This is a genomic window from Streptomyces sp. WG7 (assembly GCF_049975785.1).
Lineage (GTDB): Bacteria > Actinomycetota > Actinomycetes > Streptomycetales > Streptomycetaceae > Streptomyces.
This window is the reverse complement of record NZ_JBNGGE010000004.1, coordinates 73,819-98,641: the sequence shown is the minus strand read 5'-3', so window position 1 is coordinate 98,641 and position 24,823 is coordinate 73,819. Positions and strand designations below refer to the sequence as shown.

The 24,823-nt window shown below is 72.2% G+C and carries 23 protein-coding genes; 17 read left to right on the top strand and 6 right to left on the bottom strand.

Annotation, left to right across the window (positions count from 1 at the left end; all coding sequences use genetic code 11):
• Positions 1 to 58 precede the first annotated feature (58 nt).
• Together ACP4J0_RS06350 and ACP4J0_RS06345 are read right to left on the bottom strand one after the other, a co-directional pair.
• The gene (locus ACP4J0_RS06350) at positions 59 to 1,930 is read right to left on the bottom strand and encodes a LamG-like jellyroll fold domain-containing protein (protein ID WP_426597611.1); all 1,872 of its coding nucleotides are present in this window, start codon (positions 1,928 to 1,930) and stop codon (positions 59 to 61) included.
• Positions 1,931 to 2,072: 142 nt separating this feature from the next.
• Positions 2,073 to 2,834, bottom strand: coding sequence for a FadR/GntR family transcriptional regulator (locus ACP4J0_RS06345; protein WP_426597610.1), 762 nt, complete (start codon positions 2,832 to 2,834; stop codon positions 2,073 to 2,075).
• A gap of 235 nt (positions 2,835 to 3,069) precedes the next feature.
• Between ACP4J0_RS06345 and ACP4J0_RS06340 the strand changes: the two genes are divergently transcribed.
• From ACP4J0_RS06340 to ACP4J0_RS06310, 7 genes are all read left to right on the top strand, one after another.
• A complete protein-coding gene (locus ACP4J0_RS06340; protein ID WP_426597609.1) occupies positions 3,070 to 4,437 on the top strand; it encodes an MFS transporter in 1,368 nt (455 codons plus the stop codon).
• Complete coding sequence (locus tag ACP4J0_RS06335) at positions 4,434 to 6,191, top strand: dihydroxyacetone kinase family protein (RefSeq protein WP_426597608.1); 1,758 nt, start codon at positions 4,434 to 4,436, stop codon at positions 6,189 to 6,191. The genes ACP4J0_RS06340 and ACP4J0_RS06335 overlap by 4 nt, the downstream gene beginning before the upstream one ends.
• Positions 6,192 to 6,202: 11 nt before the next feature.
• A complete protein-coding gene (locus ACP4J0_RS06330; protein WP_426597607.1) occupies positions 6,203 to 6,685 on the top strand; it encodes a ribose-5-phosphate isomerase in 483 nt (160 codons plus the stop codon).
• Positions 6,685 to 7,464 (top strand): triose-phosphate isomerase, encoded by a 780-nt coding sequence (locus tag ACP4J0_RS06325; RefSeq protein ID WP_426597606.1) that lies wholly within the window; start codon positions 6,685 to 6,687, stop codon positions 7,462 to 7,464. Before ACP4J0_RS06330 ends, ACP4J0_RS06325 begins: the two co-directional genes overlap by 1 nt.
• Positions 7,464 to 8,273 carry a sugar phosphate isomerase/epimerase family protein gene (locus tag ACP4J0_RS06320; RefSeq protein WP_426597605.1) on the top strand — a complete coding sequence of 270 codons (810 nt, stop codon included), beginning with the start codon at positions 7,464 to 7,466 and terminating at the stop codon, positions 8,271 to 8,273. The genes ACP4J0_RS06325 and ACP4J0_RS06320 overlap by 1 nt, the downstream gene beginning before the upstream one ends.
• A complete protein-coding gene (locus ACP4J0_RS06315) occupies positions 8,273 to 9,148 on the top strand; it encodes a phosphogluconate dehydrogenase C-terminal domain-containing protein (RefSeq protein WP_426597604.1) in 876 nt (291 codons plus the stop codon). The genes ACP4J0_RS06320 and ACP4J0_RS06315 overlap by 1 nt, the downstream gene beginning before the upstream one ends.
• Before the next feature lie 63 nt (positions 9,149 to 9,211).
• Positions 9,212 to 9,385 carry a hypothetical protein gene (locus ACP4J0_RS06310; protein ID WP_426597603.1) on the top strand — a complete coding sequence of 58 codons (174 nt, stop codon included), beginning with the start codon at positions 9,212 to 9,214 and terminating at the stop codon, positions 9,383 to 9,385.
• A gap of 13 nt (positions 9,386 to 9,398) precedes the next feature.
• On the opposite strand, the gene ACP4J0_RS06305 is transcribed toward ACP4J0_RS06310, so the two are convergent.
• Entirely contained in the window at positions 9,399 to 11,348 is a 1,950-nt protein-coding gene (locus ACP4J0_RS06305; RefSeq protein WP_426597602.1) for a TerD family protein, read from the bottom strand.
• 150 nt (positions 11,349 to 11,498) lie between these two features.
• Between ACP4J0_RS06305 and ACP4J0_RS06300 the strand changes: the two genes are divergently transcribed.
• From ACP4J0_RS06300 to ACP4J0_RS06275, 6 genes are all read left to right on the top strand, one after another.
• Positions 11,499 to 12,572, top strand: coding sequence for a polyprenyl synthetase family protein (locus ACP4J0_RS06300; protein ID WP_426597601.1), 1,074 nt, complete (start codon positions 11,499 to 11,501; stop codon positions 12,570 to 12,572).
• A gap of 196 nt (positions 12,573 to 12,768) precedes the next feature.
• Positions 12,769 to 12,960, top strand: a complete 192-nt coding sequence (locus ACP4J0_RS06295) for a hypothetical protein (protein ID WP_426597600.1) — start codon at positions 12,769 to 12,771, stop codon at positions 12,958 to 12,960.
• Positions 12,961 to 13,098: 138 nt separating this feature from the next.
• Positions 13,099 to 13,383 (top strand): polyprenyl synthetase, encoded by a 285-nt coding sequence (locus tag ACP4J0_RS06290; protein ID WP_426597599.1) that lies wholly within the window; start codon positions 13,099 to 13,101, stop codon positions 13,381 to 13,383.
• Complete coding sequence (locus ACP4J0_RS06285; protein WP_426597598.1) at positions 13,376 to 14,542, top strand: polyprenyl synthetase family protein; 1,167 nt, start codon at positions 13,376 to 13,378, stop codon at positions 14,540 to 14,542. The genes ACP4J0_RS06290 and ACP4J0_RS06285 overlap by 8 nt, the downstream gene beginning before the upstream one ends.
• A 13-nt stretch (positions 14,543 to 14,555) precedes the next feature.
• Positions 14,556 to 15,716, top strand: coding sequence for an oxygenase MpaB family protein (locus ACP4J0_RS06280; protein ID WP_426597597.1), 1,161 nt, complete (start codon positions 14,556 to 14,558; stop codon positions 15,714 to 15,716).
• 127 nt (positions 15,717 to 15,843) lie between these two features.
• Positions 15,844 to 17,277: a WGR domain-containing protein gene (locus ACP4J0_RS06275; protein WP_426597596.1), complete on the top strand. Its 1,434-nt coding sequence runs from the start codon at positions 15,844 to 15,846 to the stop codon at positions 17,275 to 17,277.
• Positions 17,278 to 17,289: 12 nt separating this feature from the next.
• On the opposite strand, the gene ACP4J0_RS06270 is transcribed toward ACP4J0_RS06275, so the two are convergent.
• Positions 17,290 to 17,712 carry a DUF350 domain-containing protein gene (locus ACP4J0_RS06270; RefSeq protein WP_426597595.1) on the bottom strand — a complete coding sequence of 141 codons (423 nt, stop codon included), beginning with the start codon at positions 17,710 to 17,712 and terminating at the stop codon, positions 17,290 to 17,292.
• 128 nt (positions 17,713 to 17,840) lie between these two features.
• On the bottom strand, positions 17,841 to 18,941 hold the full coding sequence (locus tag ACP4J0_RS06265; protein ID WP_426597811.1) for a DUF475 domain-containing protein: 1,101 nt from the start codon (positions 18,939 to 18,941) through the stop codon (positions 17,841 to 17,843).
• A gap of 203 nt (positions 18,942 to 19,144) precedes the next feature.
• Here ACP4J0_RS06265 and ACP4J0_RS06260 point away from each other — a divergent pair, with 203 nt between their 5' ends.
• Both ACP4J0_RS06260 and katG read left to right on the top strand, forming a co-directional pair.
• Positions 19,145 to 19,591, top strand: coding sequence for a Fur family transcriptional regulator (locus ACP4J0_RS06260; protein WP_426597594.1), 447 nt, complete (start codon positions 19,145 to 19,147; stop codon positions 19,589 to 19,591).
• 24 nt (positions 19,592 to 19,615) lie between these two features.
• Positions 19,616 to 21,838, top strand: a complete 2,223-nt coding sequence (gene katG, locus ACP4J0_RS06255) for a catalase/peroxidase HPI (RefSeq protein WP_426597593.1) — start codon at positions 19,616 to 19,618, stop codon at positions 21,836 to 21,838.
• 84 nt (positions 21,839 to 21,922) lie between these two features.
• On the opposite strand, the gene ACP4J0_RS06250 is transcribed toward katG, so the two are convergent.
• Positions 21,923 to 22,936, bottom strand: a complete 1,014-nt coding sequence (locus tag ACP4J0_RS06250; protein WP_426597592.1) for a GlxA family transcriptional regulator — start codon at positions 22,934 to 22,936, stop codon at positions 21,923 to 21,925.
• Positions 22,937 to 23,007: 71 nt separating this feature from the next.
• On the opposite strand from ACP4J0_RS06250, the gene ACP4J0_RS06245 reads away from it, so the two are divergent.
• A complete protein-coding gene (locus tag ACP4J0_RS06245; protein WP_426597591.1) occupies positions 23,008 to 24,327 on the top strand; it encodes an MFS transporter in 1,320 nt (439 codons plus the stop codon).
• 212 nt (positions 24,328 to 24,539) lie between these two features.
• Complete coding sequence (locus ACP4J0_RS06240) at positions 24,540 to 24,806, top strand: hypothetical protein (protein ID WP_426597590.1); 267 nt, start codon at positions 24,540 to 24,542, stop codon at positions 24,804 to 24,806.
• The last annotated feature ends 17 nt before the right edge of the window (positions 24,807 to 24,823 follow it).

The window sequence follows — 24,823 nt, the reverse complement described above, 5'->3', positions numbered from 1 at the left end:
GCGCACGATCGCGGTGCGCCCCGACGGCCACGTCGCCCGACCGGCCCCCGGGCGGACGTCAGTCGAACGGAGTGAGGAAGTCCCGTGTCCGCAGCGGCCGGTCGACGATGCGGGTGTCGCCGATCCAGCCGTAGAAGCCCTGTCCGAAACGCCCGTCGAACTGGGTGCCCCCGAGAACGAAGGGTTTGCCGAGGGTGGCGATTCCGGTGGAGGGGGCGGTGGGATTGCGGGCGATCTTCGAGCCGTCCACGTACACGACGGTTCGGCGGCCGTCGTTGACCACGGCGACGTGCATCCAGCGCCCCACCGGCACGGCGTGGCTCCACGACGTGGGATCCGCGTCCTGGCGGTGGGGGTACACGACGAACTGCAGGAACCGCTCCGGGGACAGGTTGAGGCTGCACGTGGGCTCCAGCGGAGACCAGCCGGTGGTCTTGCCCGCGTCCCCGTTGCGCCCCTCCCAGCTGAGGATGCCCATCCAGCTGTGATCGCCCTCGAACGGCTCGGGCAGCCGGACGAAGGTCTCGATGGTGTACCCGCGCAGGAACTTCTCGCTGTTCAGGGGTGCTCGCGGGCCGGTACGGAGGACGGCGCCGCGGTCCGGTCCCTTGCCGCCGTCGAAGCGGAGGCTGGCGTGCGCGGGCTGCCCGGGATGGTGGTCCGGCGACCAGGTGAGCACCTCGGGCCCGCTGGAGTGCAGACGGCCGACGACGAGGTCGTTGCCGTGGCCGGAGAGGTCGCGCACGACGGAGCCGTCCGCGACCGGGCCGTCGTCCGGGGCGGTCGTCATGCCGGAGGCGTCGAACCTCCAGTAGGCGACCGTGCCGCGCGGCATCACCGCGGCGGCGGGGCGGGGCTTCGGTCCCACGACGGGGGAGAAACCCCGGAAGCGCTCGTCGAAGTCGATGCTCAGGCTGAACCGGTCGGCGGGGCCGGTCAGTTCGACCGTCTCGGCCTCCAGCGGCGTCCGCCGCCCGGGGTCGCGGGCCAGGAACCACGGCGCGAACGTCTCCACGTCGATCACCCCGCGCACGACGTCGAACCCGTAGGTCCGGATCATGCCGGCACCGCCGTAGTAGCGGTCCTGGTAGTTGGTGATGTGGATGTGGACATCGTTGTCGGCGTCGTTGCGCAGGACCGTACGGCCGGGTGGCCAGTAGTGCCCGCCGAGCGCCAGGAAGATCTGGTCGTTGCCGCGGATCAGGCCGTCCCACAGCCGCTGCCCGTTGCCGGAGAGCCGGGCCGATCCCTCGTCGTCCGCGAAGGCGAGGTCGTGCGTGGTGAGCACGGCGGGCAGCGCCGGGTGCGCGTCGAGCACTCCCTGCGCCCATTCCATGCCCTTGTCGCTGATCCTCCAGTCCAGGGCGAGGACCAGCCAGTCGCGGCCCGCGGCACGCACGACGTGGTAGCTGTTGTAGCCGTCGGGTGAGGCACCCTTGAAGGTCGGCATCGAGGCGTAGCGCCGGGGCCCGAACTCCCGCAGGTAGGCGGAGTCGCCGCGCTGGTCGTCCGTCGACGACGCGATGTCGTGGTTGCCCGCCAGCACGCTGTAGGGCACCTTGCCGTGCAGCGTGCGGAAGGTCTGGGCGGCGCGGCGGATCTCGTCCTCGGTGCCGTGCTCGGTGACGTCTCCGAGGTGGGTCATGAAGGCGATGTTGGCCGCGGACCGGTCGGCCACCAGGTAGCGGAAGGTCTCCCGCAGGGGAGCGGGGTCGGTGCTGTCCGCGTCGAACAGGTACTGCGTGTCCGGCAGGACGGCCAGCGTGAAGCGCGGGCTGTCGGTGTCGAAGTGCCGTCCGCCGGACGCCTCCGCGGCCTGCGCGGGTACCGCTGCCACGGTCCCGGTCGCCGCCGCGGCCACCGAGCCGGCCACGGCCGCTCTCAGTACCGTGCGTCTGCCCGGGTTCTCGTGCTGTTCCGTCGTGCTCATCTGCCCTCCAGGAGCGGGAAGTCCACCGTGCGAGGCTCACGGTGCTCACGGGCGTTGACCGTGTGCTGACGGTGAGCTGAACGCCGCATGGTGGGCGGCGGGCCACTGGAGGGGCTGGTGGGGCTGGTGGGGCGCGGACGGGTCAGGCGTCGCCGTCCACGGAGGCGCGCAGCCGTGCGCTGGCCATCCGCATGTGCTCGGCCATCGCGCGGTCCGCGGCCTCCGGGTCGCGCGCGCGGATCGCCTGGAGCACCGCGTCGTGCTCGCACAGCGTGCCGCTGACGGTGCCCTCGATGTCGCTCACGCGCTCCATCCACACCTGGAGCAGCGCCCGGATGCTGTGCAGGATGTCGCTGAGGACGGTGTTGCCCGCGATGCGGGCCGTCTCCAGGTGGAAGGCGATGTCGGCGTCGATGAACGCCCTGACGTCGCCGCCCGCGTCGCGCATGTGCTGGAGATGCTCCTCCAGCAGTGCCACGTCCTTGTCGGTGGCGCGCTGCGCCGCCAGCCGGGCCGAGACACCTTCCATGTACGTGCGCACCTCGACGAGGTCCCGGGTGCGCCGCTGACCCAGCATCAGCCCCCAGTTGATCGCCCGGGGCAGGAACTCGGAGGTGCCCTCGCGCACGTAGGAGCCGGAGCCCGGGCGGATCTCGATGATCCCGAGGACGTCCAGGGCGGACAGTGCGCCGCGCACGCTGGAGCGTGCGACGCCGAGGGCCTCGGCCAGCTGCCGCTCGGCGGGCAGCCGCGTGCCGGGCCGGATGTCACCGGCCGAGAGGTGGTCGAGAAGCCGCTTGGCGACCTCACTCACGGAGGACTCGCGTACCACGGGGCGCAGGAGCTGCGCGAGATCGGGCGCGGCGGCGGAGCTCTGCTGATCAGGCTGACTGGTCACGGTCACCAGTCAACCAGATGCCGTACCCACCCGACTGACCAGGCAGTTCACCCATCCCTTGGGTGCGGTTTGTCAAGAGTTGGGCCGCCGGGAAATCTATGATCGTCACCACACTGGTAAATTGGTGACCAATTTGGCCCCGAGGCATAGCGTGAAGGCGAACCGGCCGGCCGCCCCGTGGCGGACCGTCCGGCACGACCCACCCCGGACGGAGCTGTCCGGGCGAGCCGAGGAGTCGCCCATGGGTGCCCAAGCGCCATCCGCGGCAGTCGAGAGAACTGCCATCAAGAAGGTCTCAGTCCGCCTCGTGCCGTTCGTGGCGCTGATGTTCTTCGTGAACTATCTGGACCGGACGGCCGTCTCGTTCGCCGAACCGAACGGCATGGGGCAGGACCTCGCCCTGACCGCCGCACAGTTCGGCTTCGCGTCCGGGATCTTCTTCCTCGGCTACATCGTGCTCGAGGTCCCCAGCAACATGGCCCTGCACCGCTTCGGGGCCCGCCGCTGGCTGGCCCGGATCATGGTGACCTGGGGCGTCGTCTCCCTGCTCTTCACGTGGGTCAGCAGCAGCGGCCAGCTCTACACCCTGCGCTTCCTGCTCGGCGTCGCGGAGGCCGGCTTCTTCCCCGGCGCGATCCTGTTCCTCAGCCAGTGGGTGCCCTCCCGCCACCGCACCAAGATCCTCGGCCTGTTCTACCTCGCCCAGCCGCTGACCACCGTGTTCGGCGCCCCGCTGGCCGGCTGGCTGATCGGCCGCCACGGCCTGTTCGGTCTCGAGGGCTGGCGCGTGATGTTCCTGTTCGTGTCGCTGCCCGCGATCATCCTCGGCGTCGTCGCCTGGTTCTACCTGATCGACAAGCCCGCCGACGCCAAGTGGCTCACCCCGGCCGAACGCGACTGGCTGACCGGCGAGCTCGCCGCGGAGAACGCCCAGAAGACCGGGCACGAGAGCAAGCACGCCAAGGGAGACCTGAAGAAGGCCTTCACCAGCGGCCGGGTCTGGACCCTCGCCGCGGTCTACTTCGGCTTCGTCTACGGCCTGTACGCCCTCGCCTTCTTCCTGCCGACGATCATCAACGGCTTCCAGGAGCAGTACGACACCACGTTCAGCGTGATGGACAAGGCCTGGATCACGGCCATCCCGTACCTGCCCGCGGCCGTCGTCCTCTACTTCTGGAGCCGGCACGCCACCCGCCACGGCACCCGCACCTGGCACGTGGCCGGCCCGGCCGTCGTCGGCGGCGTCTCCATCCCCCTCGCCCTCTACATGGGCTCGCCGACCGCCACGGTCGCCGTGATCACCGTGACCGCCTGCGCCATCTTCGCCGCGCTGCCCGTCTTCTGGTCCGTGCCCTCCCGGTTCCTGACCGGAGCCGCCGCCGCGGCGGGCATCGCCCTGATCAACACGGCCGGGAACGTCGCCGGATTCGCCTCCAGCTACATCACCGGCTGGCTCAAGGACTGGACGGGCGGCTACCACGTACCGCTCTACCTCGTCGGCTTCTTCATGCTGCTGTCCGCCGCCCTGATGATCTGGCTCGCCGCCCGCAATCGCACCGACGAACCGGCCGCCGCCCCCGAGCACCAGGCCGTGGAGGCCCTCCGATGACCCGTCTGTTCAACGACCCCGCCGCCTTCGCCGACGAGGCGCTGGAGGGCTTCACCGCCGCCCACCGCCGCTGGGTCCGCTCCGTCACCGGCGGAGTCGTCCGGGCCACGGCCACGCCGCCCGGTCAGGTGGCCGTGGTGATCGGCGGCGGCTCGGGCCACTACCCCGCCTTCTCGGGCCTCGTCGGCCGGGGCCTGGCGCACGGGGCCGCGGTCGGCAACGTCTTCGCCTCGCCCTCCGCCCAGCAGATACGCTCCGTGGCCAGGGCCGCCCACGGCGGCGCCGGGGTGCTGCTGATGTACGGCAACTACGCCGGAGACGTCCTGCACTTCGGGCAGGCCGCCGAGCGGCTCGCCGCCGACGGCATCGACGCCCGGACGTTCGCCGTCGCCGACGACATCTCCAGTGCCGCCCCCGACGAGTCCGCCAAGCGGCGCGGCATCGCCGGTGACCTCCCCGTCTTCAAGGCGGCGGCCGCCGCGGCCGAGCAGGGACTGCCCCTGGACGAGGTGCTGCGCGTCGCCGAACGGGCAGGCGCCCGCACCCGCTCCTTCGGCATCGCCTTCTCCGGCTGCACCCTGCCCGGCGCCGACCACCCCCTGTTCACCGTCCCCGAGGCCCGCATGGCCGTCGGCCTCGGCATCCACGGGGAGCCCGGCATCGGTGAGGAGCCCCTGCCCACCGCCGACGAGGCGGCACGGCTCCTGGTCGACACCCTGCTGAAGGAACTCCCCGAGGACGTCGAGGGCCCCGCCGGACAGCGCGCCGCCGTCATCCTCAACGGACTCGGCTCGGTCAAGTACGAGGAACTGTTCGTCGTCTACCGCAAGGTCGCGTCCCTCCTCGGCGAGACCGGCGTGGAGATCGTCGACCCCGAGGTCGGTGAACTGGTCACCAGCTTCGACATGGCCGGCGTCTCCCTCACCCTGACCTGGCTGGACGACCGCCTGGAGGAGCTGTGGCGGGCGCCGGCCGACACCCCGGCCTTCCGCAAGGGCACTCTCGACGCGCCCGAACACGGCGGCCGGGACCCTCTGGCGGAAGACACCCCGGACACCGCCGTACCCCCCGCCTCCGGGACCTCCCGGCACGCCGCCGGAGCCGCCCTGGCCGCGCTGGACGCGGTGGCCGCCACCGTCGACACGCACGCCGACGAACTCGGCCGCATCGACGCCGTCGCCGGCGACGGCGACCACGGCATCGGCATGCGGCGCGGCTCCACCGCCGCCCGCCGGGCCGCCGCCGACGTCCACGCCCGCGGCGCGGGGGCAGGCACCGTCCTGACACAGGCCGCCGACGCCTGGGCCGACAAGGCGGGCGGCACCTCCGGCGCCCTGTGGGGCACCGTCCTGCGCTGCCTCGGCACCGCCCTCGGCGACCAGGACGCCCCGGACGCCGCCAGGGTCGCCGCCGGGGTCACGGAGGCCTCCGCCGCCGTACGCCGGCTGGGCGGGGCCGAGGTCGGCGACAAGACGATGGTCGACGTCCTCGTCCCGTTCGCCGACACACTCGCCGACGGCGTGGCCCACGGCCTGGGCCTCACGGATGCCTGGGACCGCGCCGCCACCGCCGCCACGGAGGCGGCCGCCGCGACCGCCGGCCTGCTGCCCCGCAAGGGCCGGGCCCGCCCGCACGCCGAGAAGTCCCTCGGCACCCCCGACGCGGGCGCGCACTCCCTCGCCCTGATCACCCGCGCCGTCCACGGCGCACTCCTCGACCACCCTCGCGAAGACCACCCCCACGACCACCTCTGAGGAAAGCCGACATGACCGACAAGCTCCGCATCGTCGTCGGGTCCGACGACGCCGGCCACCAGTACAAGGAAGTCCTCAAGCAGGACCTGCGCGGCAGCGCCCTGGTCGCCGAGGTCACCGACGTCGGCGTCGACGCCGACGGCCACACCGCCTACCCGAAGGTCGCCATCGCCGCCGCCGAGATGGTCGCCCGCGGCGAGGCCGACCGCGCCCTGCTGGTGTGCGGCACCGGACTCGGCGTCGCCATCGCCGCCAACAAGGTCAAGGGCATCCGGGCCGTCACCGCCCACGACTCCTTCTCCGTCGAGCGGGCGATCCTCTCCAACAACGCGCAGGTCCTCACCTTCGGCCAGCGCGTCGTAGGCCTGGAACTCGCCCGCCGCCTGGCCGCCGAGTGGCTCACCTACCGCTTCGACGAGAGCTCGGCGTCGGCGGCCAAGGTCCAGCTGATGTGCGACTACGAGACCGCCGCGGGCGACGGGGCAGCCGCCTGATGTCCGCCTCCGCACCGTCGCCCGTCCTGCTGGGGGTGAGCCTGAAGATGTACTTCGGCCACCACCAGACGCTGAACTGGTCCCGCCGGATCGCGGCCCTGGCCGAACGGCACCCCGCGGTCACGTCCGGCGCCGCCCGCCTCTTCGTCCTCCCCGCCTTCCCCACCCTCGTCCCCGCCACCGGCATCCTCGCCCCGTACGGCGTCGCCATCGGCGCCCAGGACATCGCGGCCGAGGACAGCGGCCCCTACACCGGCGAGGTCGGTGGCCCCCTCCTGAAGGAGATCGGCTGCCGCTACGCCGAGGTCGGCCACGCCGAGCGCCGCCGCCTGTACGGCGAGGGCGACACCGTCGTCGCCGCCAAGACCGCCGCCGCCCTGCGCAACGGCCTCACCCCCGTCCTGTGCGTCGGCGAACGCGACGAGGCCGACCCGGCCGACGCCGCGGCCCGCACGGTCGCCGAGGCGGAACGCCTGCTGCACGGCCTGGACGGCGCGGTCGTCCTCGCCTACGAACCCCAGTGGGCCATCGGCGCCCCCGAGCCCGCCTCCGCCGACCACATCGCGACCGTGTGCACCGCCCTGCGCGGCTGGCTCGCCACCCGCCCGCGACACGCCGGCTCCACCGTCATCTACGGCGGCAGCGCGGGCCCCGGCCTGCTGACCCGCCTGGCCGGCACCGCCGAGGGCCTCTTCCTCGGCCGCTTCGCCCACGACCCGGCGAACGTCGAGGCCATCCTCGACGAGATCCGCTCACCGGCCCCGGCGGCGGTGGCGTGATGGCGTACGGCATCAGCACCTACGCCTACTTCTGGCGTATCTCCGACCGCGCTCACCGGCCGATGAGCCTGACCGCGATGCTCCGCGACACGGCGGAGCTCGGCGGCGAGGTCTTCCAGATCTGCGACTACGCCCCCGTCGAGTCCTACGACGCCGCGCGGCTCGCCGACGTCCGCGCCACCGCCGACGACCTCGGCCTCACCTTGGAACTCGGCACCCGCGGCATCCGCCCCGAACACCTGCTGAAGTACCTCGACATGGCGGGCGAACTGGGCGTCACCCTGGTCCGCTCCATGCTCAACACGGCCGACCACCGGCCCGGCACCACCGAGGCGGTCGCCCTGCTGGAGGAAGCGGTGCCCCGCTACGCCGCCGCGGGCGTCACCCTCGGCCTGGAGACCTACGAGCAGGTCGCCACCGACGACCTCGTGGCCGTCGTACGCGCCGTCGACAGCCCGCACCTCGGCATCGTCCTCGACCCCGGCAACAGCGTCGCCCGCCTCGAGCGGCCCGTGGACGTCGTCGCCGCCACCGCGCCGCACGTGGTCAACATCCACGTCAAGGACTTCGCCTTCACCCGCCGCGACGGCTGGGTCGGCTTCACCTACGCGGGCTGCCCGCTCGGCGAGGGCCTCCTCGACCACGAGGGCATGATCGCCGCCGTCCGCGCGGCCCGGCCGGGAGACCGCGGCATCAACCAGATCGTGGAGCACTGGCTCCCGTGGCAGGACGAGGGCTACGACGCCACCGCCCGGCTCGAACACCAGTGGACGCAGCACAGCATCAACACCCTCCTGAGGAGCGAGTAATGGCCACCGAGATCCAGCACCGGGCCGACGCGAAGACCGTCGCCGTCATCGGGGCCGCCGGCAAGATGGGCCAGCGCGTCTCCAACAACCTGGTGAAGAGCGACTTCCGGGTCCTCTTCAGCGAGGCGTCCCCCAAGGGCCAGGAGCTGATCCGCGGCCTGGGCCGCGAACTGACCGAGTCGAAGGACGCCGCCGCCGAGGCCGACGTCGTCATCCTCGCCGTGCCCGACGTCGTCCTCGGCAAGGTCTCCGAGGAGCTCGTGCCGCTGATGAAGCCCGGCACGGTCGTCCTCACCCTCGACCCGGCCGCCGCGTACGCCGGCCTGCTCCTCACCCGCGAGGACATCCACTACGCCTGCGCCCACCCCTGCCACCCCTCCGTCTTCCTCGAGCGCACCACCAAGGAGGAGTGGCAGGACACCTTCGGCGGCATCGCCGCCCCGCAGGAGGTCGTCGCCGCGTACGAGGGCGGGGATGAAGCCAAGCAGGAGCTCGCCGACGCGGTCATCCGCGTGATGTACGCCCCCGTGGTCGACGTCCACTGGGTCACCGTCAAGCAGCTCGCCGTGCTGGAGCCCACCCTCGTCGAGACCATCGCCTGCATGGTCGGCGCCCTGCTGACCGAGGCCCTGCACGAGACGGTCCACACCGTCGGCGTCCCGGAGAAGGCCGCCCGCGCGATGCTGCTGGGCCACACCCAGGTCGCCCTGGCCAACACCCTGAAGGGCTCCAACCCGTTCTCGGACGCCTGCCTGATCGCCATGGACTACGGCCGCGAGTCCATCGTGCGCGACGACTGGAAGAAGGTCTTCGACGACGCGGAGCTGGACAAGGTCATCACGCGCATGCTGAAGATCAAGGAGATCAAGCGCTGACGTGCCGGAGGCCGTGACGTCGGAGGCCTTCACGGCCTCCGGCGTCGTCCCGCCCACGCCCGCGTGCCGAACGCGGCGGTGACACCCGGCAGTCCGGACGCGTCCCGCGGCCACCCGGAGCCGTACCGCGACCCGGGCGACACCGACACGAAGGCCTTCACCGGGCCGGGCATCCGCTGCCTCGGCTTCAAGGGCCTGCGGTTGCGGGTGATGCCCCGGCCGAGGCAGGGCGGCTGAGAAGGGGCGGGGGTCAGTCGGCGACGTCGACGCCGTAGCCCCGTGCGAGGGCGCCGAGACCGTGGTCGTAGCCCTGGCCGACGGCCCGCAGCCGCCAGCTCTGCCCGCGCCGGTAGATCTCCGCGAGCAGCATGGTGCGCTCGGTGGTGGCCGCGTCCAGCGTGGCCTGCGCGAGGGCCGCCGCGCTGCTGCCCGGACCGGAGACGATGTGCAGGGCGCCGACGTCGCCGAACGCGGGGGAGCCGTCGATGGCGGCGGCGATGACGACCTTGCGGGCCGAGGGCGGCAGGGTGGCGAGGTCCACGCTGACGGTCTGCTCGGTCGGACCGTCGCTCAGCAGCCGCACCGTCCCGCCCGGGTTCTCCGGGGCGCCGTAGAAGACGAAGTCCTCGTCGAAGGAGACCTGCTCGTCCTCGTCCAGCACGAACGCGACCACGTCGATCTCGCACGCCGTCTGCTGCGCCCACGACGCGGTGACCGTCCAGCGGTGCGCCTCTCCCCGCCCGCTCTGGAGCGGCAGATCGACGACGCCGCCGCGCGGCAGCACATGCGCGGCCGTACGCCGGTCGTCCGCCCGCGGCGCCGCCGTCACGACCGGTGCGACCAGCCACGCGGCGTCGTGCGTGGGCAGCAGCAGCGCGGCGATGCGGGGCAGTCTGCGGTCGGTGTGGCCGCCGTCGAGGACGACCACGTCGGTCACGCCGGCGGACAGGTTGATGGCCGCGGCCCCGCCGAGTTCGACGACGCGCGTACGGGCGGCCACCGCGTCGGGGTGGGTGCCGCCGAGCACCAGGACCCGCCGTCCGGTCAGCGGGCCGCGCGGTTTGCCGGGGCGCCTGCCGGGCTTCGGGCCGGCAGCCTGCGGGGCCGGTTCCGTCCGCACGGCCGGGGCGGGGAGGGCGGCGGGCTCGGGGGTCTCCGGGGTGACTGCCTCGACCGCCTCGACCGCCTCGGCCGCTTCGGGCGTGCGCGGCGCCGGGACGGCCGGCAGCGCGGGAGAGCCGGACGAGGGGACGGCCTCGGTCTCCGGCGGCACCCCCTCGTGCGGGACACCGGGCCGGACATCGCCGAGCAGCCGCAGGAAGGCCGCCTCGTCGATGACCGGCACCCCTTCGGTGAGCGCCCGCCGGGCCTTGGCGGATCCGGCCGACAGGTCGTTGGCGACCAGAGCACTGGTGTGCCGGCTGACGGAGGTCATCATGTTCAGCCCCGCGGCGGAGCCCCGCAGCAGCAGATCCGTCCGTGCGGTCACGGTCTCCCCGGTGACGGCGATCTTCATGCCCTGCACCAGCGGGCCGCCCGTGGTGAGCCGTCCCGGGTTGCGGAAGGCGCACGGCGTCTTGGGCGGCTTCGGCGCGAACTGCGCGTCCTGCCGGGGCGGGCAGGCCACCAGCGGCAACGACAGGTCCAGTTGCGCAGCCTCCCGCAGCGTGGCGCGCAGCACGCCGGCCAGCACCCGCGTGTCGTCCAGCGCGTCGTGCGCCTTCACCTGGGGGACGCCGTAGTGCGCGGCGAGCGTGCCGAGTCTCAGGTCGTCGGTCGGCGGGTCCACGCGGCGGTTCAGGGCCAGCGTGCACAACCGCCTGGCGACGGGCAGCCGCAGCCCGGCCCGCGCGAACTCGTGGGCGAGGAAGTCGTAGTCGAACTGGGCGTTGTGGGCGACCAGTACCCGCCCCTCCAGCAGCGCGCCGATCCGCTCGGCCACCTCCTCGAAGGACGGCGCACCCCGCAGCCGCTCGGCCGTCAGACCGTGCACATGAACGGGCCCCGGGTCGCAGCCGGGATCCAGCAGGGTCGAGAACTCCCCGGTCTGCTCGCCATCCGGGCCCAGCGTCACCACGGCCACGGACAGCACCCGGTCACGGCGCGGTACGAGACCGGAGGTCTCCACGTCGACCAACGCCCATTCGAAGGCGTAGTCGCGCAGGTCGGACGGATCGGCGGCGGCAGACATGAGAGACATGAAGGAAGGATGGATGTGTGTCCACGGTTCCTTCAACTCGAACGCCGATTGATCCCGGTTTACGGCGGCCGTGACCGCGCCCCACGGCGGCCGGGCGCCCCTTGGCACACTGCTGGAGTGTCACCCGCCCGCCCTCAGGAGGACTTCGTCATGACCGAGCAGCCGCTGGACCGTGTCGCCCGGTACGAGCGACGGTTCAACAGGGTCTTCGCGGAGTACTTCGACACGCTGGAGGCGACGTTGGACGCGCCGGAGTTCAGCCGCTTCACCCCGGACTGCCTGGCGCTGCTGCGTGACCTGTCCCTGCGCGGCGGCAAGCGGATGCGGGTCGTGCTGCTCCACGAGGCCGCGCGCCTGGTGAGTGACGCGCCGGTCGAAGGGCTGGACGCCGCCGCGCTGAGCATCGAACTGCTGCAGACCCACGGCCTGGTGCACGACGACCTCATCGACGACAGTGCCACCCGCCGGGGCGGGCCCACCACCTACTACGCCTACCGGGAGAGATTCCCCCGGCATCCGCGGGCGGCCCTGGGGCTCACCGTGCTCGCGGGCGACCTCGCGCTCGCCCTCTCGCTTCGCGTGCTCCTGGAAGCCGAGCTGCCGGTCGAGGTGCGTCAGGCCATGGTCGAGGTGCAGACACGGGCCGCGACCGACACGTTCGTGGGCCAGATCGCCGACCTGGAGCGCGACTTCGCCGCCGAGGCGCCGGACGACGAAGTCCTGCACGACGTCGCCGACCACAAGTCGGCCCGCTACTCGGTCCTCGCCCCCCTGCACCTCGGCCTCCTGGCCGCGGGCGAACAACCGGCCCCCTACGAGAAGGAGTTGCGCCGCTACGCGCGACTGGTCGGCATCTGCGGGCAGATGCGCGACGACTACCTGGACCTGTTCGGCGACGCGGCCACGATGGGCAAGCCGACGGGCACCGACATCCGCGAGGGCAGGCACAGCTACACCGTCGCCCGCCTGCTGTCCGCCGTGAGCGGCGCCGAGCGTGCCGTCGTGGAAGAGGCACTGGGGAGCGCGTCCTGCACGCCGGAGACCGTCGCCGCGCTCCGCGAGATCGGCGAGCGCCGCGGTGTGGCCGACCGGATGCGCGCGGAGATGCGGGGATACGCCGACGAGGCCCGCACGGTGGCCGAGGGGTGGCGTCCGCGGTGGCGCGAGGAGGCGGTCGTCTTCTTCGAGCGTCTGCCGCGGTGGAGCGTCGAGCGGGCCGGTTGACCAGCTCACACGCCGGCCGGCGCGGACCGGCCGGTACCCGCGTATCGGGAACCGGCCCGGCACGGACGCCGACCGGCGAGGGGTCGTGTCGCGCCGGCCGGGGCACCCGCCCGCCCGGCTCGGACCTGCCGTCGATCGACTGACAGGATGGAGCCGGGTCTCGGGAACGGAAGCAGGAAAGGGAGAGTGGGGGAACATGGCCGTGCTGGTCCTGTCCGGTGTGCTCGTGCTCGTCGTCGGAGCGTGTGTCTGCGTCGTGTGGGCGGCGCGGGGCGGTCCGCCCTGGGTACGCGCGGTGTCCGCCGTGACCCTGGCGGCGAGCGACCTGGTGCGCGGTTCGAAGAGCTCCGGCGGTCGTTCGGGCGGGCGGGACGACTCGGGCGACTGACCGGACCGCCTGACACCTGTTCCCCACGTCGCTCGATGGGGTATTCGGGATCTTCCGCCCCGGATGCCCGGTCATGCTCTGACTGGATGCGCCGCTGACCAGGCGCATCGGTGACGACCCGATCCCTGGGGGAGAAGCATGCCGAACTCGACGCAACGGGGCAGCGGCCTGGACGGCCAGGCCGTACTGCTGGCCGCCGGACTCGCCGACCTGGCGGTGAGCACGATCGGCTCCGCGGTGGGCGGACTGCGCGGTCTCCTGCGTCGCTCGGACACCGCCGGTCTGGTGCGGGAAGCGGAACAGGATCTCCAGGCCCGGGGCAGGCTGGCCCTGGACCGGTGTACGAACGTGCCACCCGCCCACCTGGAGGTACTCGCCCAGCACGCGCGGGCACGGCGGGCAGCCGGCCACGGCGATGTCTGACCGGTGGGACCCGGCCGCCTTCAGAACCCGCGTCGACGCTGTCCTGCGGGACTTCCTGGACGAGGAGGCCGGCCACCTCGTGGCCGTCGACGACGCCCTCGCGCCGGTGGCCGGGCAACTGCGGCGTGCGGCCGGTCACGGGAAGCGGCTGCGGGCGGCCTTCTGCTACTGGGGATGGCGGGCGGCCGGACAGCCCGACAGCGACGCCCTGGTACGGGCGGCGGCCGCCATGGAGCTGGTGCACGCCGCGGCGATCGTCCACGACGACCTCATCGACGACAGCGCCCTGCGCCACGGCCTGCCCACCGTTCACGTCGCCTTGGAAGCCGTACTGACGGCGGCTTCGGAAGCGATCCGGGAGACGCACCCGGAATCGGCCCGGGACCCGTGGTCGGGCCCGTGGTCGGACCAGGACCCGGACCTGGACCCGGCGCCGGAGCCGGCCCGGGACGGCCGCCGCCGAGTCCGCGCGGCGGCCCGCTCCCTGGCCATGCTGGTGGGCGATCACCTGATGGCCCTCGCAGGGCAGCTGTTCACCACCAGCGGCCTCCCCGCCGCCTACCTCGCCCGCGCCCGGGGCCTGTGGGCCGCGCTCGCCCGCGAACTCATCGCCGGCGAGTGCCTGGAGATCCTGCACACCGGCGGACCACCGGACACCGGAACCTCGCTGAAGGTGGTCCGGTACAAGACCGCCAAGTACACCGTCGAGCACCCCCTGCTCATCGGCGGCCTGCTGGCCGGCGCCACTCCCGCGCTGCGGGACACCTACTCCGCCTACGGCCTGCCGCTCGGCGAGGCGTTCCAGCTCCGCGACGACCTGCTCGGCCTGTTCGGCGACCCGGAACGCACCGGTAAGGCGGCCCTGGACGACCTGCGCGCCCACCGGCCCACCGCACTGCTGGCCGAGACCTGGCAGGCCGCCGACGAGTCCCAGCGGGAGCGGCTGCGCGGCGTGCTGGGCCGCGGCGACCTGGACGTGACCCATCTGCGCGAGGTGCGCGACCTCATGCTCGAGCTGAAGGCGCCGCAACGGGTCGAGGGGATGATCCTCGCCCGCGTGGAACGGGCCTCCCGCGCCCTGGACACCGCCGACACGCCCCCGCAGGCGCGCCGGGTGCTGCGCGAACTCGCACAGCAGGCCACCGACCGCATCCACTGACGAGGAGACCGCGATGACCTACACCGAGACGTCGATGGACGCCCTGCGCGACGGCGGAGACGAGCTGGCCGACGCCGTCGTCGCCACCCTTTTCGAGCGCGGAGAGGTCGGCACGTTCAACTCCCTGATGCGCTACGTCTCCACCACCGGGCAGGAACTCCCGGACGGCCTTCCCGGGGTGGCCCGGGAGTACCTGCGGGTCACCGGCGCCCCTCCGGACTGGGTGGACTGGGCCGAGATGGAGAAGGCCCGCCTGTTCTTCATCGACAACAACGTGCACATCTCCACCGCGCTGTCGTTCGCGTCCATGCCCGCCTGCTACGTCGTCCCGCACGTGGCCAAGCTGCTGTCGGCCACCCACGGGCTGAGTTATCCCTCCAAACGGATGGCGGAAACCGGCCAGTTCACCGTCTACCTCATGCGGCCGGACGCGTTCGAGGCCGGCGGACGCTTCATCCCGGCCGCCCAGAAGGTGCGCCTGCTGCACGCGGCCGTCCGCCACCACCTGAAGCGGGAGAACCGCTGGGACACCGACACCCTCGGCGTGCCGATCTGCCAGGAGGACTTGATCGGCGGGCAGATGTTCTTCTCCCTGCTCGTCCTCGACAGCCTGCACCGTCTCGGCATCCACATGTCCGCCGAAGGGGCGGACGCCTACTTCTACGCCTGGCGCGTGGTCGGCGCCATGCTCGGCGTCGACCAGGCGGCCGTGCCCCGCACGCTCGACACGGGGCGGCAGTTCCTCGACCTGTACATGCTGCGGCACATGGGCCCGTCCGACGAGGGCGCCCATCTGACGAGGCAGCTGATCGACCTGTACGAGGAAGTCGTCCCGGGCACCGTCTTCGACCCGGTCGTGTCCGCCCTGATCCGCTACCTCGTCGGCGACACGTGCGCCGACTGGCTGGACGTGCCCCGCACCAGCTGGGACACCGTCGTGAAGACCGCCCCGCACCTCCTCGGCATCCTGGAGTCGATCGAGGACCGCTCGCCGCTGGGCGCCTGGGCGCTCGACCGGCTCGGACACCTCACCACAGCGCTCGAACTGTCCTCCCTGACCCGGGGACGCGTCATGCACTACGCCATCCCCGAACAGCTGAAGAAGGAGTACGGCGTCTCCGGCGCCGCTTCCCGCACCCGTCGCTGGACCCCGCCGCCCGCGACCGTCTCCTGAGTCGCCGCAGGTGCCGACCGGCCGTCACGACCGGTCGGCACGCCCGATTGTCAGTGGGTCCTTCTACGGTTCAGTCAGTGGAACCCGCGGAAACGCCGCAGGGGCCCGACCCGGGGAGAGGTCTGCTATGTCGAAGACGTATCTGGAGCTGTCGCAGGACGGTGGGGGCGCGCACAAGTTCTACGAAGTCACCGTTCAGGGGCAGGTCGTGTCCGTGCGCTACGGCCGGATCGGCGCCGACGGGCAGACCCAGACGTCGACCTTCCCCACCGCCCAGAAGGCTCAGGCGGCGGCCGCGAAGAAGATAGGCGAGAAGGTGCGCAAGGGGTACGCCCCGGCCGTGCAGGGACAGCGCGCGCCCCGCGCGGTCACCCGTCGGCAGGTGACCTCGGCTCCGTCCACGGCCCGCGCGGTCGCCCCCGTGCTGTGGCGGTTCCGCACGGGCTCCTCCGCGTTCGGCATCCACATCGACGAAGAGCGCTGCTGGGTGGGGAACCAGGCGGGGGACGTCTACACCCTCGCGCACGGCGGCGAGGTCCTCGCCCGCTACCAGCTGCCGGACGGCGTCAAGTGCCTGGTGGCCGACGACTTCTGGATCTACGCCGGCTGCGACGACGGCCGGGTGTACGACCTGTCGTCCAAGCTTCCCTTCGCGGCCTACGACATCGCGGCCGACGTGGACATCTTCTGGCTCGACATCCACGAGGGCGTGCTGAACGTCGCGGACCGCGCCGGGCGGCTCACCGTGATCGACCACGAGGACGAGCACCAGTGGGCGCGCGGCGGGCGCGGGGAGCACGCCTGGATGGTGCGCGCCGACGACCGGGCCGTCTACCACGGACACACGCGCGGCGTGACCGCCCATTCCCCGGACGGCGGAGCCGAGTTGTGGCACACGCCCACGCAGGGCGCCGTGCTCTTCGGCTGGCAGGAGGACGACGCGGTGTACGCGGGGACGGCGCGCCACACGGTCCAGCGGCTGTCGAAGGCCACCGGCGCCATCGAGGCGACGTACCACTGCGACAGCGCGGTGTACTCGTGCGCCACCTCGCCCGGCGGCCGGTTCGTCTTCGCCGGGGACTCCGCCTCCTCGGTGTACTGCTTCGACCGGGACGGCACGCGGCTGTGGAAGCTGGGGACGGGCGGCGGCTCCGCCCTGTCGATGCAGTACCGCGACGAGCGGCTCTTCCTGGTCACCACGGACGGCTCACTGGTGTGCGTGGACGCGAGCGAGGCGGCGGTCACGGCCGCCCAGCAGGGCTCGGTGCCCGTCGCCCGTGACGTCAAGCTCGCCGCCGCCCTGCCGACGTACGCGCCCGCCACCACGGCCGGTTCGGTGGCGACCGTCGCCGCGGCGCCCGCGGGTTCGGTGGTCGTGGAGTGCGTCAACGAGAACGGCCGCACCCGGATCCACGTGGTGTCGGAAGGGTACGACCGGTCGTGGAACGTCCAGTTCCCGAGGGCGATACGGGAACCGGGCGCGCGTTACGTGGTCGACGCGCTGCACGTCGCGTCGGGCGGTTTCTACCGGGTGCGCGGCGACATCAGGCGTCTGCTGTGACGGGGAAGCGGGTCAGGCGATGGAAGCCGCGATGACGGCGGAGACGGCCAGGTTGCAGGACGCCGTCACCCACACCGCCGGGTGGGGCTCCGGCTCGACCAGCGTCGCGCCCAGCCGGCCCGGGGTGATCAGGTCGACCACCAGGAAGGCCACGGCCATCATCACGAGGCCCAGCAGCCCGAACGCCGCGGTCGACACCAGCCCCTTGCCGAAGTCCTCGTACGTCGTCCAGATGGAGGTGAAGACGATGCCGCCGATACCGAGCAGCGCGGAGCTGAGCACCATGGCCGCGTTGCGGTTGCGCTGCTCCCAGATCTGCCGGCCGAGCTTTCCGGGCGTCAGCACGTCGACCAGGACGATGCCGAGGACCAGGAGGACCAGGCCCAGGCCGCCGTAGGCGGTGGCACGGCCGAGTCCGTTGACGATGTCGCTCATGGGGTTGCCGGCTCCGTAGCGTGAGAGATCGTGAGTGATCGTGGTCAAGGCGCTGCAAAATGTAGCGCACCCGTTCGGTCCTCCGACTCCCGCGGTCCGACAATCCGGCGATTCGGCCGGACGTGCCGTCAGGAGGCCGCCGCGAGCGCACGGTTGCGGCGCGCCGAGGACCAGAAGGAGGAACCGATCAGGACCACGCCGATGAGGCCGGTGACGATCTCGTTGATCTCGTACTGGATGGTCACCAGGAGGATGGCGGCCAGGGCGCCGATGGCGTAGTGCGCGCCGTGCTCCAGGTAGACGTAGTCGTCGAGGGTGCCCTGGCGGACCAGGTAGACGGTGAGGGACCGCACGTACATGGCGCCGATGCCCAGGCCGAGGGCCATCAGCACGATGTCGTTGGTGATGGCGAAGGCGCCGATGACCCCGTCGAAGGAGAACGAGGCGTCCAGGACCTCCAGGTAGAGGAACATGAAGAACGCGGCCCTGCCGGTGAGAGCGACGGCCGAGCGGGACTTGCCCGCGCGTTCGGCCTCTTCCACGGCCGCGTGCTCGCGCTCCTCCTCCCGTTCGAGTTTCTCCTCGAAGAAGCCGGAGAGACCGCCGACGACCAGATAGGTGATCAGGCCGGCGACACCGGACAGCAGGACCGTCTCCGCCTTGTCGACATGGGTGCCGCCGTGCTGGTGGGCGTGGGCGCCGACGGTGATCGCGGAGACCAGCAGCACGATCAGGGCGATGCAGGCCGACAGCATGTCGATCCTGCCGAGCTTGGCCAGCGGCCGCTCCACCCATCCCAGCCACTTGACGTCCCGGTCCTCGAAGACGAAGTCGAGGAAGATCATCAGGAGGAACATGCCACCGAAGGCGGCGATCGACGGATGCGCGTCCGTCACCAGCTCCTGGTAGCGCTGCTTGTCGGTGAGCGCCAGGTCGACCGCCGCCCACGGGCTCAGCCGGGCGCTGATCGCCACGATCACGACCGGGAACACGAGCCGCATGCCGAAGACGGCGATCAGGATGCCGACGGTGAGGAAGATCTTCTGCCAGAAGGCACTCATCTTCTTCAGGATCCCGGCGTTGATCACCGCGTTGTCGAAGGACAGGGAGACCTCCAGCACGGCGAGAATGGCCACGAGACCGAAGGCGGTCCACCCCTCGTACAGGATTCCCGCGGCCAGCCCCAGGGCGGTGACGGCGAAGGCCCAACGGAACGTCTTCAACAGCACGGGCTGATCACTCACTCCTGTTGTAGAGCTGCGCCGGAATGTGGCATTCCTTGCCAGTGCCCACCACCCACGTTGTCTACCACGATCGTTCGCCGTCACCGCGGCAGGCCGGGCACGGCGGCGGCTCCGGCACCCGACGGTCACCGAAATGGATCGGTTCGTTTCCTTGAGGGGTTCGCGTTTACGGGAGTAGGTTCGCCGCCATGACCGCATCCCGGGATCCGGCCGTCGCCTCGGAACTGCGCGGGGCCGGCCTGCGAGTGACCGCCGCCCGCGTCGCGTTGCTCGAGACCGTCCGACGGGGCGATCACCTCGATGCCGAGGCGATCGCCACCGGGGTGCGCCGGCGCGTGGGCCACATATCCCTCCAGGCCGTGTACGAGGCGCTGCACGCGCTCACCGCGGCGGGGCTCGTGCGCCGCATCCAGCCGCCCGGCGGCCCGGCGCGGTTCGAAGGGCGGGTGGGCGACAACCACCACCACGTCCTGTGCCGGTCCTGCGGTGCCCTCGCCGACGTCGACTGCGCCGTGGGCGAGGCGCCCTGCCTGACCGCGTCCGACGACCACGGCTTCTCGATAGACGAGGCCGAGGTCATCTACCGGGGCCTGTGCCCCGACTGCTCCACCACCGGCAGTTCCCCAGCACCTTGATCCGCCCCGTTCGGAAGGATTCCCATGTCCGAGAACCACGACGCCATCGTGACCGACGCGAAAACCGAGGAGACGGGCGGCTGCCCGGTCGCCCACGGACGCGCCCCGCACCCCACGCAGGGTGGCGGAAACCGTCAGTGGTGGCCGGAGCGGCTCAATCTGAAGATCCTCGCCAAGAACCCCGCCGTGGCCGATCCGCTGGGTGAGGAGTTCGACTACGCCGAGGCGTTCAGGTCCCTCGACCTGTCGGCCGTGAAACGGGACATCGCCGAGGTGCTGACCACCTCGCAGGACTGGTGGCCCGCCGACTTCGGGCACTACGGCCCGCTGATGATTCGCATGGCCTGGCACAGCGCGGGCACCTACCGCATCAGCGACGGCCGCGGCGGCGCCGGCGCCGGCCAGCAGCGCTTCGCCCCCCTCAACAGCTGGCCGGACAACGGCAACCTCGACAAGGCCCGCCGCCTGCTGTGGCCGGTCAAGAAGAAGTACGGCCAGAGCCTCTCCTGGGCCGACCTCCTGGTCCTCACCGGCAACGTCGCCCTGGAGGAGATGGGCTTCGAGACCTTCGGCTTCGCCGGCGGCCGCGCCGACGTCTGGGAGGCCGAGGAGGACGTCTACTGGGGCCCCGAGACCACCTGGCTCGACGACCGGCGCTACACCGGCGACCGCGAGCTGGAGAACCCGCTCGGCGCGGTCCAGATGGGCCTGATCTACGTCAACCCGGAGGGCCCGGGCGGCAACCCGGACCCGATCGCCGCCGCCCGCGACATCCGCGAGACGTTCCGCCGCATGGCGATGAACGACGAGGAGACCGTCGCCCTGATCGCCGGCGGACACACCTTCGGCAAGACCCACGGCGCCGGCCCGGCCGACCACGTCGGCGACGACCCCGAGGCCGCCTCCATGGAGGAGATGGGCCTGGGCTGGAGGAGCACCTACGGCACCGGCAAGGGCGGGGACGCCATCACCTCCGGCCTGGAGGTCACCTGGACCACGACCCCGACCCGGTGGAGCAACGGGTTCTTCAAGAACCTCTTCGAGTTCGAGTACGAGCTCGAGCAGAGCCCGGCCGGCGCCCACCAGTGGGTGGCGAAGGACGCGCCCGAGATCGTCCCCGACGCGCACGACCCGTCGAAGAAGCACCGCCCGAAGATGCTCACCACCGACCTGTCGCTGCGCTACGACCCGATCTACGAGCCGATCTCCCGCCGGTTCTACGAGAACCCGGAGGACTTCGCGGACGCCTTCGCCCGCGCCTGGTACAAGCTGACCCACCGGGACATGGGCCCGAAGTCCCTGTACCTCGGCCCGGAGGTCCCCGAGGAGACCCTGCTCTGGCAGGACCCGCTGCCCGAGGCCGAGGGCGAGCGCATCGACGCCGAGGACATCACGACGCTCAAGACCAGGCTCCTCGAGTCGGGTCTGTCCGTCTCGCAGCTGGTGTCCACCGCGTGGGCCTCCGCGTCCACCTTCCGCGGCAGCGACAAGCGCGGCGGCGCCAACGGCGCCCGCGTCCGCCTGCAGCCGCAGAGCGGCTGGGAGGTCAACGAGCCCGACGAGCTGGCCCAGGTCCTGCGCGTCCTGGAGGGCGTCCAGCAGGAGTTCAACTCCGGCGCCGGCGCGAAGAAGGTGTCTCTGGCCGACCTGATCGTCCTCGGTGGCTCCGCCGCCGTCGAGAAGGCCGCCAAGGAAGCCGGCTTCCAGGTGGAGGTCCCGTTCGCCGCGGGCCGCGTGGACGCGACGGAGGAACACACCGACGCCGAGTCGTTCGAGGCGCTCGAGCCGACCGCCGACGGGTTCCGCAACTACCTCGGCAAGGGCAACCGCCTGCCGGCCGAGTTCCTGCTGCTCGACCGGGCGAACCTGCTCACCCTGAGCGCCCCCGAGATGACCGTCCTGGTCGGTGGTCTGCGCGTCCTGGGGGCCAACTACCAGCAGTCCCAGCTCGGTGCGTTCACCAGGACCCCCGGCTCGCTGACCAACGACTTCTTCGTGAACCTGCTGGACCTGGGCATCACCTGGAAGTCGACGACCGAGGACCAGACCACCTTCGAGGGCCGCGACGCCGCCACCGGCGAGGTCAGGTGGGCCGGCTCCCGTGCCGACCTGGTCTTCGGCTCCAACTCCGAACTGCGGGCGCTCGCCGAGGTCTACGCGAGCGACGACGCCAAGGAGAAGTTCGTGCACGACTTCGTCGCCGCCTGGGTCAAGGTCATGAACCTCGACCGCTTCGACCTGGTCTGATCGTCGGCGTCCGGGCCCGGCCGGCACAGGCGGGCCCGGACGTTCCAGGCCGCATGCTTCCGGCCGGCCCGCACGCTTGCGGTACTACGCCGTCCCGCGGAAGGTGTTGCGGTAGGCGCGCGGTGACACGCCGAGGACCTCACGGAAGTGCTGACGCATCGCGGTCCCGGTGCCGAAGCCGGAGCGGGCGGCGACACGGTCGACCGGTTCGTCGCTGCGCTCCAGCAGCCGCCTGGCGTAGTCGAGCCGCTGCCGGCCGAGCCACTGCATGGGCGTCACTCCGGTCTCCTGCCGAAACCTCCGGTTGAGGGTCCGCACGCTCATCGCCGCCTGCCCCGCCAGGTCCTCCAGGGTGAGGGGCTCGCCCAGCCGCTGGAGCGCGTACGTACGGGCGGCGGCGGTCGAGGAGTCGTCCGCCTGGCCGATGGGCCGGTCGATGTACTGCGCCTGGCCGCCCTCGCGATGGGGCGGCACCACGGTGCCGCGCGCCACGGTGTTCGCCACGTCCGCGCCGTGGTCGGCGCGGATCATGTGCAGGCAGAGGTCGATCCCGGCGGCCACACCCGCAGAGGTGAGCACGCCCCGGTCGTCGGTGTAGAGCACGTCCGGGTCGACGTCGACCTCCGGGTAGAGCGAGGCCAGTTCGGCGCAGGACTTCCAGTGCGTCGTGGCCCGCCGCCCCTCCAGCAGGCCGGCCGCGGCCAGCACGAAGGAGCCGGTGCAGATGGACGCCAGCCGGGCGGTCCCGGGAACCCGGGCCAGGGCCGCGCGCACGGGGCCGGCGAGCCGCCCGCGTTCCTGCGGCCCGTAGTCCTCCACGGCCGCCGGCACGACCACCGTGTCGGCGCTCTCCAGGACCTCCGGCCCGTGGGGGACGTTGACGCTGAAGTCCGTGTCGGTGGCGACCTCGCCCGGCGTGGACGCGCACGTCAGCACCGAGTACAGAGGGCGCCCGCTGTCGTCGGCGGCCGTTCCGAACAGGCGGTGCACGATGCCGAGTTCCATCGGCAGCAGCCCGGGGCGCACGAACACCACCACACGGTGCGCCGCCCGTACCGCCTCGTCCACCGCGTTCGCCTCACCAGTCGTGACCCTCATGGCCAGATTCTTTCACTTGCGGTCCATCTGGTCAGTGGTCTGGGTCCCGCGCCCGGCGAAGAGTGGTGTCCATGCGCCACACGACCGGAAACATCCGCGCCCGCCTCGGACACCGCGCCTGGTGGGTGGCAGCCGTCACCGCGACCACGATCGTCGTCGCCGGTGCCTTCTCCACCATGCCCGGCGTCCTCCAGGGCCCGCTGCAGCGCGACTTCCACTGGTCCCGCGGCTCCATCGGGCTGGCCGCGTCGGTAAACATGGTCCTGTACGGCCTCACCGCTCCCTTCGCCGCCGCACTGATGGACCGCTTCGGCATCCGGCGGACCGTCCTCACCGCCCTGGGACTCGTCGCCGGGGGAGCGGTGCTCACCACCGGCATGGACGCCGCCTGGCAGTTCACCCTCTTCTGGGGGCTCCTCGTGGGCCTGGGCACCGGATCCCTGTCCATGACCCTCGCCACCACCGTGGCGAACCGCTGGTTCACCGAGCGACGCGGCCTGGTCACCGGCTTCCTCGCCTCGGCGGGTGTCCTCGGGCAGATGGTCTTCCTGCCCGCCCTGTCCTGGACCATCGACCACCACGACTGGCGCCCCGCGCTGGTCACCCTCGCGCTCGCCGCACTGGCCACCGCGCTCCTCGCCCGGCTCGCGCTGAGCGACCACCCCGCCGACACCGGTCAACGCCCCTACGGCAGCTCCGTGTTCGTCCCCAGGCCCCCGCCCGTCCCCGGTGCCGCACGCCGCGCCCTCACCGTCCTGCGCGACGCCGCGCGCACCGCCCCCTTCTGGCTGCTCGCGGCCGCGTTCGCGGTCTGCGGAGCCTCCACCAACGGCATCATGTGGACCCACTTCGCCCCCGCCGCACACGACCACGGCATGCCGGTCACCACCGCCTCGGCACTGCTCGCCCTCATCGGCGTCTTCAACGTCGCCGGCACCGTCGCCGCGGGATGGCTCACCGACCGGCTCGACGCCCGCAGGCTGCTCGCCGTCGTCTTCACCCTGCGTGGCCTCCTGCTGGTCACGCTGCCCCTGATCATGAGCGCGACCGTCACGCCGCCCATGATGGCCTTCGTCGTCCTCTTCGGCCTCCTGGACCTCGCCACGGTGCCTCCGGTCATCGCCCTGTGCCGCCGGTTCTACGGCGACGACAGCGCCATCGTCTTCGGCTGGACCAACGCGGCCCACCAGGCCGGCGCGGCCCTGGCCGCCTTCCTGGGCGGCGTCGCCCGCGACACCTTCGCCGGCTACGACCCGGTGTGGGTCGTCCTCGGCGCGGCATGCGCCGTCGCGGCCCTCCTCGCCCTCACCGTCCGCCGTACCGGGCCGCGCCCGGCCACGGCACTCCGGCCGGGGCGACAAGCGGTGGCCGTCCGTAGGACACGGTGCTGAGACGGCGTGACGCCTACCCGCATCGACGGACGGGCGCCGGCCGGACAACGGCGGGACCCACGGCGTGCGGTGAGCCTCGCCGGGCGCCCGGGCGCCCGCACCCGCGGCGGGCTGGTCCCCGCCGCGCAGGGCGCCCGCTGCCCGCTGGAACGCCTCGAACCGGGCCGACGGCCCGGACGCCGTTGTCAGTGGCGGATGCGAGGCTGCGTGTCATGGATGAGGTGGAGTTCATGCGGGGCAGGGTCTACGGCGCCGACCACGACGACCCCGGGCCACGGACCGGACGCGTCTACGCGCAACTGGTGGGCGGCCCGCTGGACGGTCTGCTGCTGGACATCACCGACCTCACCGGGGCGGAGCGCGGCCGGGGTGTGTCACTGGCGACGGAGATAGGCCGCTACGGCCCGGGCGGCCGCTCCGCGTACGGCCCCAGGCCCGGCGACCCCCGCTGCTTCGACTGGCGGGGCGACGTGCCCTGACGTCATGCCGCCTGGTC